Genomic DNA, 14,191 nt, shown 5'->3' on the forward strand with positions numbered 1-14,191 from the left:
TACGAGCCGTTCAGGCGAGTTGCAGGCCGCCGCGCGGGGCGGAGAAACAGCCGTATCGTCCTGCGACATCGAAACGATTAGAAATCGAACGCGGGATACAATTGCGAACGGACACGAAAAACGGGGCGCCGAAACGCCCCGTATCTTACCGTCTTCTCCGGCCTCAAAGGTCGAGCGACCGCACCAGCCGCCGGTTGACCTCGTGCAGCCGGTCGACGTCGACCTTCACCACCTCGCGGTCGTAGGTCACCAACCCGTTGACCTCGCCCTCGACGTCGGTCGTCTGCGTATAGACCGCGGCGCTGAACCCGCGCTCGACCAACTCCATGAGCTTCTCGGCATAGGTCACGTAGCGATCCGTCACGTCCTCCCTGGTCTTGAACTCGATGTAACCCCAATTCTTGTCCGCCGACCAGAGGTGCCCCTCGACGGGCAGGCCGATGCCGCCGTACTCGCCCAGCACGTTGACCCGCTTGGCGTCGTAGAGATACATCTTCGGTTCGGGATAGTTGTGCAGGTCGAGCATGTCGCCGCAGTCGCGGTAGTTGCCTCCGCTGGCCGGATTGACCAGCCGCGACGGGTCGCGGCGCTTGGTCCAGTCGGCCACCTCCTCGGCGCGGTACTGCCCCCACGCCTCGTTATAGGGCACCCAGACCACCACCGACGGATGCCGGCCGCAGAAATCCATGATCTCGCCCCACTCCTTATAATAATTGGCGAACGACTCCTCCGAACGCGCGGCGTCGGTTCCCGCGCCGTAGCGGTGCGGCTCCCACTTGCCCGTCGACATGTCGCCGCTGGGCATGTCCTGCCAGACGAGGATTCCCTCACGGTCGCAATGCCAGTACCAGCGTTCGGGTTCGACCTTGATATGTTTGCGGATCATATTGAATCCCAGCTGCTTCGTGAACCGGATATCGTAGAGCAGCGCCTCGTCGGTCGGGGCCGTGTAGAGGCCGTCGGGCCACCAGCCCTGGTCGAGCGGGCCGAAATGGAAGAGCGGCCGGCCGTTGAGCGTCATGCGCTCGATACCGTTGGCGTCGCGCCCGGTGGCGATCTCGCGCAGCGCGGCGTAGGATTCGGCACGGTCGATCACCCGTCCGTCGCGCAGGAGCGTCACGGTCAGGTCGTAGAGATAGGGATCGTCGGGACTCCACAGACGCGGATGTTCGACGGCGAGGTGCACCGGCTGCCCGGCCATGCTGCTTCGCTCGGCCAACGTCTTGCCATCGGCCGAGAGCGTCACGCAGACGCGGTCGCTGCCCGTGCGGGCGGTCTTCACGTCGACCGAAAGGACGCCGGCGCGGATGTCGCTGCGCGTCGTGATCCCTTCGATACGGTTGGCAGCAGGAACCGGTTCGATCCACACCGTCTGCCAGATACCCGTCACGGGCGTGTACCAGATGCCGTGGGGTTCGAGCACCTGTTTGCCGTGGGGCTGGAAACCCTTGTCGGTCGAATCGGTCACCTTGACCGTCAGCTTCTGCACCCCTTTGGCCGAAAGCGCGGGGGTGATGTCGAACGAGAAGGGGGTATATCCGCCCGTATGACTGCCTACGAGCAGGTCGTTGACATAGACCTCGGCACGCCAGTCCACCGCGCCGAAATGGAGCAGCACGTCGTTGCCCCGGCGCCATGCGGCGGGCACTTCGAACGTGGTCTCGTACCACAGCGCCTCCTGCGGCGTCACGCCGCGCTGCACGCCCGACAGCGACGATTCGATCGGGAAGGGCACCAGAATCCGCCCCTGCGCTTCGCCCGGAGCCGCCGCTCCGGCCGGCGTGAGCGAATAGTTCCACAGGCCGTTGAGATTGCGCCACCGGCTGCGCACGAGCGTCGGACGCGGGTATTCGGGCAGCGGAGCCGCGGGATCGACCTCGGCGGCCCAACGGGTTTTGATCCGGTCGCCGGCAGGTTTCCACGGTGTCTCGGCCGCAGAGGTCAGGCAGCCGAACAGCGCGGCCGCCAGCAAAAGATGTTTCATAGAAAAGCTGGTTTGTAGTTTCCACAAAGATAGGGAAATTCCGGCAACCGCCAAATCCCCGCCATCCATTCCCCGACCGCAATTCCCCTCCGCACGTGCGCACCGATTTCAGAAAAAGCGAACGGGAACCCTCTCATTTCAAGACGCCGCCTCTCAAAACGATAGGGTCTTCCGCATCCGCCATAAAAACGCACTCCACTCATATTCAACATATTGACACCTGAAAAAGAGATATGGCGCTCCCTTTGTATCTTTTATTCATATGAAATTATACATCATATCCAACCGACTGCCCGTGAAAGCCGTACACCGCGACGGCGCCTACCTCTTCACCCGCAGCGAAGGCGGTCTGGCGACCGGTCTCCATGCCCTGCACACCCGTTACGAAAAACATTGGATCGGCTGGCCGGGAGTCGACGTAGAGACCGACGAAGACCGGCGGAGCATCCGCGAAGAACTGGCGAAAATGAACTTCCACCCCATTTTCCTCACGCCGGAACAGATCGCGAACTACTACGAAGGGTACAGCAACAGCACGATCTGGCCGTTGTGCCACTATTTCTTCGCGTTCACCCGCTACCGCAAGGATTTCTGGGAGGCCTACCGGAAAGTCAACGCGCTCTTCTGCGAAGAGATTCTCCGCCGGATCGAACCCGACGACATCGTCTGGGTGCAGGACTACCAGCTCATGCTGCTGCCCGGACTGCTGCGCGAACATCGTCCCGCGCTGCGCATCGGTTATTTCCACCACATCCCCTTCCCGTCGTACGAACTCTTCCGCATCCTGCCCGAACGGGCCGAGATCCTGCGGGGCGTGCTGGGAGCCGATCTGGTCGCATTCCACACCCACGACTACATGCGCCACTTCATCGGTACGGCGGAACGGGTGCTGCACATCGATTTCCGGCTCGACGAGACGCAGATCGGCAACCGCTGCGTCCGCGTCGACGCGCTGCCGATGGGCATCGACTACGCCGCCTTCCACGGCATCTCCTCGAACGCCGGAGCGCAACCGCTGATCGCGAAGACACGGGAACAGTTCGGCGACCGCAAGCTGATCCTCTCGGTCGACCGGCTGGATTACAGCAAGGGAATTCTCCATCGGCTCCGCGGCTTCGGTTCGTTTCTGGAACGCTATCCCGAATACCGGGGGCAGGCGACGCTGGCGATGGTGATCGTCCCCTCGCGCGACCGTGTCAACTCCTACGCCGACTTGAAGACGGAGATCGACAAGGAGATCGGGGCGATCAACGGACGCTACTCCACGATGGAGTGGACACCCGTCCGCTACTTCTACCACGGCTTTTCGTTCGAGGAACTGGCGGCGATGTATTACGTCGCCGACGTAGCGCTGGTCACCCCGCTCCGCGACGGGATGAACCTCGTGGCCAAGGAGTATGTAGCCGTCAAGAACGACAACCCCGGTGTATTGATCCTCAGCGAAATGGCCGGAGCCGCCGTCGAACTGGCGGACGCGTTGCCGATCAATCCCAACGACACGGAGCAGATCGCGGCGGCGATCCACCGTGCGCTGACGATGCCCGTCGAGGAACAGCTGCGGCGCATCGAACGGATGCAGGCCGTCGTATCGACGCAGACCGTGAACAAATGGGCAGCCGATTTCATGAAGGAGCTGGCCGACGTCTGCCGCCGCAACGAAGCGGTACGCCGCAAACGGCTGACGTCCGAAACCGTCGCGGCCGAGATCGTCGGGCCATACCGTCGTGCGAAACGACGGCTGCTGCTGTTCGATTACGACGGTACGCTCGCTCCGATCCGGTCCCGTCCCGAAGAGGCCGTACCCTCGCACCGGCTCTGCGAACTGCTCCGTACGCTGGGAACGGATGCCGCGAACCGCGTGGTCATTTGCAGCGGCCGCGACTCCGGCACGCTCGAAAAGTGGTTCGGCGGACTGCCCGTATCGCTCGCTGCCGAGCACGGTGCCTTCTACAAGGATCGCGGCGCATGGCGTTGTAACATCCGCCCCGCCTCGTGGGATCCGAAGCTGTCGGCGTTGCTCGAACACTTCGCACGGAAGACGCCCCGCTCGCGCATCGAACGCAAACAGACGGCACTGGCATGGCATTACCGCGAAGCCGACAGCTGGCTGGGACAGTTGCGCGCACAGCAATTGGTCAACGCGCTCATGCCGCTGTGCGCACGCCTGAACCTGCACATCCTGCAAGGGGACAAGGTCGTGGAGATCAAGTCGCCCCGCTTCACGAAAGGCTCCGAAACGCTCCGCCTGCTGCGGCAGGAACGCTACGATTTCATCCTTGCGCTCGGCGACGACACCACCGACGACGACATGTTCGCGGCCCTGCCGCCCCGAGCCCTCTCGATCAAGGTCGGCAACGCTTCGGAGCATGCCCGCTACAATATGCCCGAACAGAGCGAGGTCGTTCCTCTGCTGGAACTCCTCGCCCGGGACCGCGGCAGTTTCGACCCGGCCGGCGTGAAACACGCGATCCGCACGACATGGAACAATCTGAAAAAACTGGTGGCCGGCCGCCGAACCGAGGAATATGGACAATAATCTGAATTACGGCGTCGTCGGCAACTGCCGTACGGCGGCACTCGTCTCCGCACGCGGAACCATCGAATGGATGTGCCTGCCCGACTTCGACTCGCCATCGGTGTTCGCATCGCTGCTCGACCGTCGGAAAGGGGGATGCTTCGGATTCGACGTCGCGGAGGAATACCGCATTTCGCAGGCCTACATCCCCCACACGAACATTCTCGCCACGACCTTCTCGGCCGCCGAGGGCGAGTTCGTCATACTCGATTTCATGCCCTGCTACCGTTCGCGCAGGGACGAACACTACATGCCTCCCGAACTCTACCGCTACGTCCGGTGGGTCAGGGGAAGGCCGCGCCTGCGGGTACATTACGCCCCTGCGCCCGACTATGCCCGCGGCCGCACGGAGCAGACCGTCACACCCGAATTCATCGAAAGCCACAGCCTCTCCGACCCGAAGAACCGGCTCTATCTCTACGCCTCGCTGCCGCTCGGAAAGATCGCACGGAGGGAGGAGATCGTCCTCGAACGCGACGAATTCTTCCTGCTGTCGCACAACGAAAAAGTGATTCCGGTGGACATCGAACGCGAAAAACTCGAATACTGCCGCACGCTGGTCTACTGGCTCAACTGGACGAACCGCACGAAAAGGTTCACTTATTACAACGACGTGATCGAACGGAGCCTGCTGACACTGAAACTCATGTCCTACTACAACGGCGCCGTGCTGGCGGCCCTCACGACCAGTCTGCCCGAAAGCGCCGGCGACGTCCGCAACTGGGATTACCGCTTCTGCTGGCTCCGAGACGCTTCGATGTCCATCGAGACGCTCTTCCGCATCGGACACCCCGGAGCGGCCGCCCGGTTCATGCGCTTCATCCAGTCGACATTCGTCAACACGCACGAGCCCTACCAGATCATGTACGGCATCCGCGGCGAGCGGACATTGACCGAGACTACACTGGATCATCTGTCGGGTTACAGGAACTCCAAACCCGTGCGCATCGGCAACGATGCCTACCACCAGCGGCAGAACGACTCGTTCGGATACCTGATGGATCTGATCTACCAATACTACCGCCTGATGCCGGGTTCGCTCGACGAAATCGAGGACATGTGGGAGATGGTCAAGAACATTCTCTCGACCGTGACGGAAGAGTGGCGCAAACCGGACAAGGGAATCTGGGAGATCCGCGGCCGGAGCCGCCAGTTCGTCTCTTCGAAAGTGATGTGCTGGGTGGCGTTGGACCGGGGCGCGAAGGTCGCCGACCTGCTCGGCAAAAACGAGTACGGCCGCCGCTGGCGGCGGGAGGCCGACGACATCCGCGACGACGTGATGAAAAACGGATGGAAGGAGGAAATCGGAAGTTTCTCGCAAGCCTACGACAACCTGGCGCTGGACTCGTCGCTGCTGCTCATGGAACCCTACGGTTTCATCGAGGCGACGGACCCGCGTTACAGCCGAACGGTAAGGGCGGTCAAGGAGGCGCTGCTGCACGACGGCCTAATGTATCGCTACAACAGCGAGGACGATTTCGGTATGCCCGCATCGGCCTTCACGATCTGCACGTTCTGGCTCATACGCGCGCTCTTCGTCATCGGAGAGCGGGAGGAGGCCCGACGGTTGTTCGACGGAGTCCTGCGCTGCGCCAACCACGTGGGGTTGTTCAGCGAAGATATCGATTTCGATACGAAAGAACTGCTCGGAAATTTTCCGCAGGCCTATTCGCATCTGGCACTGGTCAATACCGCCGTGCTCTTCGCGGAAGAGGACAGAAGCCTGACCTTCGTCCGTCCCTGAGAACCGGCGGCTCGGCCTCGTCCCCCCCGCCTCGATACGAAAAGAGACCCCGCTCTACGGCGAGGTCTCTTTCGCATTTCCGGCGAGCGGAACGACCGGCAGGCTCTCCTCCTCCTGTTCGGGCGGACGCCAGCCCAGCGAATACATCCACTCGATCACGTCGGGCTGCACCACGTCGTTGCGGTCGCTCCAGCGGCGGCTCTCGATCAACCGGCGTTTGAAGGCGTCGATGCGCGCCGCGATCGGGAACTGCGGGCGTGACTGGCTGCTCTTGGCCGCACGAATCGAAGGCCGGATCGTGCGGTCGAAGACATCGCGCTGCGCGGGCCGGCGCTTGGCCTCCCACTTGAAATCCTTCAAGAAGAGATCCACGTCGGGCGGAATCTTGTCCATCGGATAGATCGTATAGACGGGATTGTTGCGATAGGTGATCTTCACCACCTGCTTCTCCTCGATGAAGAAGGTCAGATCGCCGCTTTCGAGCACCAGCAGCCCGATGATGTCGGGCGAATCGTCCTCCTGCATGAAATAGATCGTCTGGGCGTTGCCCTTCACGTCGTTGCGGTAGATCTGGTTGTTGCGGAACAGGGCGGTCATCGTCTTGCCCGCCACCTGGTTGTAGTGCATCGTATCCAACTCGGAGACCATCAGCGGCCGCCCGACGAACTCCGCCCGAACGATCTGGCTGTTGGCCGTAAAGATGTCCATCACGTCCGAAGTGATCTGGCTGTTCTGGTTCCACAGCACGGGATCGATGTAGAGATGAATGGTCGAGTCGCGCGAAACGGCCACCAGCGAATCGCATACCGACTGGAAGTCGGAGCGGTAGATGCGCACGTTGCGGAATCCTTTGACCAACCGGTAGATCGTATCGCGCGCCAGCGAATCGAGCGAATCGGCAGGCGTCAGCCCCAGCGAGTCGAGCGACAGCGAATCCGCAGCCAGAGAATCCCTGCGCAAGCTGTCCGCCGCCAGCGAGTCCGCTCCCTCCGTATGCCGGTCGAGCGAATCGAGTTTCGTGCTGTCGACCGGTTCGGGCAGTCCCAGCTTGGCACGCCGCCGAGCCGCCTTTTCGGCCCGTTTGGCCGCCAATCGGGCATTGCGCAGCGAATCCTTCGCGCGCTGTGCGTCGAGTTTCGCGCGCGTCTTGGCCAGACGGCGCGCCGCGATCGTATCGAGTTTGGCCTGCCGTTCGGCATCGCGCTTCGCTTTCAGTTCGGCCTTCTCGCGTGCGGCCGCCTCGCGCAGCAACTGTTTGCGCTGCTCCTTGGTCATTACCACCGTATCCTGCTGCAACGAATCCCGAAGGAGCGAGTCGACATGCAGCGAATCCGCCGCCAGAGAATCCCTGCGCAGGCTGTCCGCCCGTCGCGGCGCCAGAGAATCGATGCGCTCCGTTCCGTTCCGTTTCGCGTCGCCCCGCCCCTCGGACAACGATCCCCGGCGGGCCGCGACGATCGGCGCCTCGGGCCGCACACCCTGCACCGAATCCCCGGCGGCGGGCGCCAGCGAATCGACACGCAATGAATCGGTACGCAACGAGTCGGCCGCACGGGCTGCGGCGCGCAACGAATCGGCGCGCAGCCTGGCCGGATCGATCGTATAGAGGAACATCGAGTCGGCCGCCATGAAGAGCGAATCGCCCTGCGACGTATCGTAGCTCACCACCGCGGGGCGGCGCGTGAGAAAGGCGTTGCCCGGCTCCTTCCAATACTCGCCGAAATCGCCGAACGCGAGCACCTTGTGCTCTGTGTCGTCGATCTGGATATTGCCGCGCAGTACGGCATGTCCCGCGAGTTTGTAGTAGTCGATCGAATCGCTCCACACCTCCTGCTTCTCGGTGAGGATATAGCCGTTTTCAGTGACGGTATACAGTTCGCCGCCCTTGTCGTAGCTGCCGCGGTCGGCATAGAGGTAGTCGCCCTGCGTATTCCAGATATTCGTATGGCGGAAATAGTAGGCGTGGTCGGTCGTCAGGTTGTAGACCACCGAATCGCCCGTGAGGTCGTACTCCTCACTGCGGATCTCCACCCGATCCACACAGATCACCGTGCGGTCGTTGGCATAGTAGTAACCGCGGTCCGATTCGAGTTGGTTTTCGCGGTTGGTCACCACGCCCCCGTCGGCGAATTCACCGACGTTGGTCTTGGTGTTGAAAAGGAATTTGTAGGTGTAGAGCGTCGCGTCGCCGTCGACCACCTTCACCAGATCGGAGTAGACGTTGGCCACGTGCGTCTCGCCGTTGTAGTCGGCGCGGTCGCCGTAGACGTAGGTGTCGTTCTTGTTGATGAGCACGTTGCCGAAACACTCCATGTGCTTCTCGCTGTAACGCACGGCGCTGTCGCAGGTGATGACCGCACCGCTGTGGTAGAAGGCGACGTTGCCGACCAGACAGACGGCCGACGTATCCCGAAACTCGATCGGGTACATCACGTCGGCTTTCAGGTCGACGACCTTCTTTTCGGGCTGTGCCGCACCGCGGCCGCCCGTCCGGGCGAACATCGTCGCGCCAACGGCCAGCAATACGAACGCTATGGTCAGGAATCGTCTCAAACGGATGACTGCTTCAAAAAACGGGCCGGCCCGCCGCATTCCTTCACCGGACGCAGCGCAGGAGCGCCGGCCGGATTCGCCGCGGAACCGCCTTCGCTATTTTACCCAATGTTTGTTGGCGAACTCCCCGTCGCGGAACTCGGGATCGATGTAGACGTACATGCCGTCGATCTTCTTGGAGAGCCACTCCCCGAAAACCTTCTCCTGCTTGCGGTTGAGCGCCATCTGCTCCAAACGCAGGTAGTCCTCGTTGAGCGAGGCGACGTGCGTGGGGATGATCTGAACCAGCTTGACGATCTTGCTCAACTGGTTGCCGTTCATGTCCTGCGTCTGATAGGCCGGTGAAATATCGCCGACTTTGAGTTGCGAGAGCGTGCGGAAATCGGCAATGGCGCTGGGGCCCATGTTGCCGAAATCCTCTTTCAGGAACTTCGTGGCCGTATAGCGTGCGTCGTTAGCGTTGTAATGCTCCAGCAACTCGTGGTTGGTCACGATACCGCCGTTCTGGCGCGAATAGGGATCGTCCGAAAAGCGCAGGGCCGCCTCCTCGAACGTCAGCGAATCGGCGCGGATCAACTCCGCGATGCTGTCGAGCTGACGGTCGGGCTCGGAGAGCTCTTCGGTGGTGTAGGTCGGGCGGATCAGGATATGACGGCAGTGATAGAGGTTGCCCTTCTTGTCGATGAGCTGGATGAGGTGGAAGCCGTACTGCGTCTCCACGACCTCCGATATCTGTCCCGGTTTCAACTCCGAAAGCGCGTCGGCGAAGGGCTGCACGAAGGTCTGCAACGTCGCAGGCTCCATTTCGCCGCCGTGCAGCGCCGAACCGTCGACCGAATAGATACGCGCCAGCAGGTCGAACTTGGCGTCGCCCGTGATGATGCGTTCGCGCATCTCCAACAGACGCTCGCGCGCGCGGCGCTTGGCCTCGTCGATCGACTTGGGAAACTTGGTGATATGGGCGTAGACGTATTGGTCGCCGATCACGGGCAGGCTGTCCTTGTCGGTCTGGCGGTAGAATCGCTCCACCTCGCCGGGGATGATCGTCACCTTGCCGATCACCTCGCGCTGCATTCCCGAAGCGTAGGCCTCCTCCTCATAGCGGCGGCGCAGATTTTCACGGATATTGAAGATCGGGTTGTGCATCTTCGCCTCGACGGCCGGAATCGTCCCTTCGCGGGCGATCATATCCTGCACCTCCTCCTCGACGCGGGCCATGATGTCGGTCTTCATGATCTCCACCGAGTCGATGAGCGCCTGATTGTAAAGCAACTTCTGCATCATCAGCTGTTCGAGCGCCTCGTTCATCGGGTCGCGGTCGGAGGTATAGCCCTGTTCGCGGCGCGACTCGGTCAACCGCCGCGCGGTGTTCTCCACTTCGGAGTAGGTGATCGACGACCCGCCCACGACGGCCACGACCTTGTCCAGCATCACCTGCTGGGCCCGCACGCCGAAAGCGCAAACCGCCAGCGCAGCACAACACAGAATCCTTGCAAATCTCATATCGTAAAGTCTATAAAGTCTAATTGTTCCTGTTCCCGTAAATTTTCGCCTCGCCTTCCGCCAGCGCCGCGTCGACCAGCTCCTCCTCGTGCGAACGGATCACCTCGGCCTGCCGCAGGTTGAACAGGATACGGCGAATGGTGGCCCGGCGCGTTTCGAGCGGCGCCGTCTGGCCGCTGCCGGCCACCTCCGTCACGAAGAAATAATAGTGCGACTCGTTGTCGCGCAGCTGCTGCACCTCGCCCGGTCGGATCAACTGCTCCGACGCCATTCCCTGACGCAGCGGCAGGTTGGCCGCAAAATCGCTCCACGGCGTCCACTCCGCGAACTCCTTCAACTCGAAATCGTTCTTGGCGCAGATGTCGGCCAGATCCTGCAAACGGTCGGCCGAACTCGCCTTGACCAGTTCGCGCAGTTTGAACGACTGGCGGTGGTTCACCGGAAAGCGCACGATACGCCCCTTGACCAGCGGCCGATCGAGCTTGAACTCCGCCTTGTGAGCATTGTAGTAGGCCGCGATGTCCTCCTCGGTGAAGGTCGTGTCGATGCGTTCGTCCACATAGAACTGGTCGAGCTTGCGGATCAGCAACGACTGGCGGTAGGCCTCGACCTTCGCCTCGATGTCGTCGGCCGAAGCCGAAAAGAGCCGTTCGGCCTCCGACAGCTTCAACTGCTTGCCGATCCATTTGCGGACATACAACTCGGCGAAGGCGACGCTGTCGTCGCCCGTCAGCCCCGCCGGCAACGCACGGCCGAGTTCCTGCTCGTCGAGCGTCGCGCCGCCCGCCTTGGCCAGCGTGCGGCCGCCGCCGACGGTCACGGTCGGCATCTCCCGACAGCCGACGGCCGCCAGCAGCAGAAGTCCTGCCGTTATCTTCGTAACAATTCGCATATCCGATGGGCAAAGATATAATTTTTACCGCAAAAGAACGCTAATCCGACCGGATTATTGTGCTTCGGCTGCCGCCTGCTCCTGCTCCCGCAGGCGCGCGATGGTCTTCCACACCATATAGCCGGCCACGAGGAAGATGCCGAGCGACACGCCGTAAACGACCGTATAGAGCATCTTCAAGCCGTGGGCGGACATCAGTTCGTACAGCGTCGTATGCGCATATCCGAGCGTGAGCAACAGCATGGCCAGCGCATTGTTGAACGCATGGAGGATCACCACGATGTAGAGCGAATTGGAACGGATATAGATGAATCCGAGCAGCAGCCCCATCACGAAGGCGTTGACGACGGCCGCCGGATAGAAGTGGATCACGCCGAAAAAGAGCGCCGAAAAGAGCAGTCCGTAAGCCGCGCCGCCTTTGGCGCGGGCGGCGTCGAGCAGAATGCCCCGGCAGAGGAACTCTTCGGCCAGCGGCGCCATGACCACCGTAAGCAGCAGCGCCCGCCAGCCCCGCCCGTAGAAATCGGGGATTTCGGGCAGCAATTGGAGCAACGGCTCCAACACCACGTTGGTCGCCGCCATCAGGAGCATCCCCCACAGAATCAGCGCGGGATTCAGCCCGCGCACGGCGTAACGCCCGAGGCGGCGGTTTCCCCCGCGCAGACGGCGGTAGATCAGCGTCAGACCGATCATCAGCCCCATCGTCAGCGGATAGGCGTAAAAGTTGAACTGCGCGGCCGCCGCATGGGCCCGGGCGGCAACGGTCTCGTCGGCACTGCCCAGCGCGGCCGCATCGGGCATCCTCGCCCCCGCGAGCAGCAGCACGAACGCCACGACCAGCTGGATGACCACGAACAGCCCTACGAGGGCAAGCAGATCGAACCACGTGGGAAACTTGTAGCGCGGAGCGGCCGGATCGGCAGGAGCGTCGTTCGGGCCGGAAGCCGCCGGCGCTGCGCCCTCCGGCGCGGACGGGGCGGTATCGTCCATGGAAACGGGAACCTCCTCCCGGTGCGATTTTCTGAATTTCATCTGTATAACTTTCACGGTCAACGGTTCGAGAGACCAAAGGTAAGCATTTTTTCGGGAACGTTGCTGAATTTCGATTTAAATTCACTAAATTTGCCCGATTGTAAACCCTTTTTACGAATGGCAAAAATCATCGCACTCGCAAACCAGAAAGGCGGCGTGGGAAAGACCACGACGGCGATCAATCTGGCCGCTTCGCTGGCCATTCTCGGCAAGAAGGTGCTGCTGCTCGACGCCGACCCGCAGGCCAACGCCACGTCGGGCCTGGGCTTCGACATCAATGCCGAGGGCATCTACGAATGCATCACCGGCGCACGCCGCGCCTCGGAGGTGATCCTTCGCAGCGAGGACGTCAAACGGCTGTGGCTGCTGCCGTCGAGCATCAATCTGGTGGCGGCCGACACCGAACTTCCGAAAATGGAACAGGGCCACCACGTCGTCAAGCGGATTCTTGCGGAGGTGCGCGACGACTACGACTACGTGCTCGTCGACTGCTCGCCCTCGCTGGGATACACCACCGTCAACGTCCTCACGGCCGCCGACTCGGTGCTGATTCCCGTACAGTGCGAATACCTGGCGCTCGAAGGGCTCTCGAAGCTGCTCAACACGATCAAGATCGTCAAGAGCGGCCTGAACCCCGCGCTCGAAATCGAAGGATTCGTGCTGACGATGTACATGCGCAACCGCCTGAACAACCAGGTTGCCACCGAGGTGCGCGAGCATTTCGGGCCGCTGACGTTCGATACAATAATCCAGCGCAACATCCGTTTGGGAGAGGCCCCCTCGCACGGCAAGCCCGTCATGTTGTACGACGCGGCCGCATCGGGTTCGGTCAATTACCTCAACCTGGCCAAAGAGTTGCTCAAAAGAAACAGGAAAAACGGGAATTGAGCATCGGCGGCCGGTCGGCCGCCATGCGGGAAACGACGCAGACGATCGTCTCTGCGCTCGTGCGAACTTTACGATAGGACGCCGACCGGCCATCGCGAAACCAAGGCCCGCGGCGCATACGGGGAAGTACGATTCCCCGACTTTAATTACGAGACAGTATGAAACAGAAGGGATTAGGCAGGGGGTTGGACGCCATTTTCGGCAACGACCACCTCGACGCAAAACTCAAACCGATGACCGAAATGGCAGAAATCGCCGTCTCGGAGATCATCCCCAATCCCACGCAGCCGCGCACGCAGTTCGACGAGGAGGCGCTCGACGAGCTGGCCGACTCGATCCGCACGCTGGGGGTCATCCAGCCCATCACGGTCAAGCGGCAGGGCGACGGGAAGTACATCATCATCAGCGGCGAACGCCGCTGGCGCGCCGCACAGCGCGCCGACGTGGCCACGCTGCCCGCCTACATCCGCGAGGTGGACGACGAGAACCTGCACGCGATGGCGCTGGTGGAGAACATCCAGCGGCAGGACCTCAACGCGATCGAAATCGCGCTGGGAATGCAGCGGCTCATCGACGAGTGCGGGCTTACGCAGGACGCGCTCTCCGAAAAGGTGGGTAAGAAGCGCTCGACGGTCTCCAATTTTCTGCGCCTGCTCAAACTGCCCGACGAGATCCAGCTGGCACTCAAAGAGGGATTGATCTCGGCCGGCCACGCCAAGGCGATCGCCGGAGCACCGGCCGACCGGCAGCTGCATCTGCTCAAACGCTGCATCAAGAAAGACCTCTCGGTACGCCAGATCGAGGAGCTGGTGCGTTCGTTCAACGCGCAGCGTCCCGCCGAGCCGGCCGAAGACGAGGAGTATCCCGAAAGCTACCTGCGGCTGGTGGAGCAGCTCGAACGCTTCTTCTCGCAGGAGATCAGCATCAAGCGGTCGAAAAACGGCGGCGGAAAGATCGTCATCGATTTCGCCGGCGACGCCGACATCGAAAAGTTCCTCACCCGTTTCGCCGACAAATAAC

9 protein-coding genes are annotated in these 14,191 nt (G+C 61.8%); 4 read left to right on the forward strand and 5 right to left on the reverse strand.

What is annotated here, in order from left to right; genetic code table 11:
* Window positions 1-163: 163 nt before the first annotated feature.
* On the reverse strand, window positions 164-1,984 hold the full coding sequence (locus FMF02_RS01830; protein ID WP_141412021.1) for a glycoside hydrolase family 2 protein: 1,821 nt from the start codon (window positions 1,982-1,984) through the stop codon (window positions 164-166).
* Window positions 1,985-2,246: 262 nt separating this feature from the next.
* Here FMF02_RS01830 and FMF02_RS01835 point away from each other — a divergent pair, with 262 nt between their 5' ends.
* Together FMF02_RS01835 and FMF02_RS01840 are read left to right on the forward strand one after the other, a co-directional pair.
* Window positions 2,247-4,520 carry a bifunctional alpha,alpha-trehalose-phosphate synthase (UDP-forming)/trehalose-phosphatase gene (locus FMF02_RS01835; RefSeq protein WP_141412022.1) on the forward strand — a complete coding sequence of 758 codons (2,274 nt, stop codon included), beginning with the start codon at window positions 2,247-2,249 and terminating at the stop codon, window positions 4,518-4,520.
* Window positions 4,510-6,303, forward strand: a complete 1,794-nt coding sequence (locus tag FMF02_RS01840) for a glycoside hydrolase family 15 protein (RefSeq protein WP_019131167.1) — start codon at window positions 4,510-4,512, stop codon at window positions 6,301-6,303. Before FMF02_RS01835 ends, FMF02_RS01840 begins: the two co-directional genes overlap by 11 nt.
* 54 nt (window positions 6,304-6,357) lie before the next feature.
* Here FMF02_RS01840 and FMF02_RS01845 read toward each other — a convergent pair whose 3' ends face one another.
* The 4 genes from FMF02_RS01845 to FMF02_RS01860 form a co-directional block, all read right to left on the reverse strand.
* Window positions 6,358-8,856, reverse strand: coding sequence for an OstA-like protein (locus FMF02_RS01845; protein WP_317129836.1), 2,499 nt, complete (start codon window positions 8,854-8,856; stop codon window positions 6,358-6,360).
* 96 nt (window positions 8,857-8,952) lie between these two features.
* Entirely contained in the window at window positions 8,953-10,359 is a 1,407-nt protein-coding gene (locus FMF02_RS01850; RefSeq protein ID WP_026075041.1) for a peptidylprolyl isomerase, read from the reverse strand.
* A 19-nt stretch (window positions 10,360-10,378) separates the two neighbouring features.
* On the reverse strand, window positions 10,379-11,251 hold the full coding sequence (locus tag FMF02_RS01855; protein ID WP_141412024.1) for a hypothetical protein: 873 nt from the start codon (window positions 11,249-11,251) through the stop codon (window positions 10,379-10,381).
* Between the two features lie 54 nt (window positions 11,252-11,305).
* Complete coding sequence (locus FMF02_RS01860; protein WP_141412025.1) at window positions 11,306-12,283, reverse strand: CPBP family intramembrane glutamic endopeptidase; 978 nt, start codon at window positions 12,281-12,283, stop codon at window positions 11,306-11,308.
* A gap of 117 nt (window positions 12,284-12,400) precedes the next feature.
* On the opposite strand from FMF02_RS01860, the gene FMF02_RS01865 reads away from it, so the two are divergent.
* Both FMF02_RS01865 and FMF02_RS01870 read left to right on the forward strand, forming a co-directional pair.
* Window positions 12,401-13,171 (forward strand): ParA family protein, encoded by a 771-nt coding sequence (locus tag FMF02_RS01865; protein ID WP_019131172.1) that lies wholly within the window; start codon window positions 12,401-12,403, stop codon window positions 13,169-13,171.
* A 158-nt stretch (window positions 13,172-13,329) separates the two neighbouring features.
* Window positions 13,330-14,190, forward strand: a complete 861-nt coding sequence (locus FMF02_RS01870; protein ID WP_026075042.1) for a ParB/RepB/Spo0J family partition protein — start codon at window positions 13,330-13,332, stop codon at window positions 14,188-14,190.
* Window position 14,191 lies beyond the last annotated feature (1 nt).

Source organism: Alistipes communis (assembly GCF_006542665.1).
GTDB lineage: Bacteria > Bacteroidota > Bacteroidia > Bacteroidales > Rikenellaceae > Alistipes > Alistipes communis.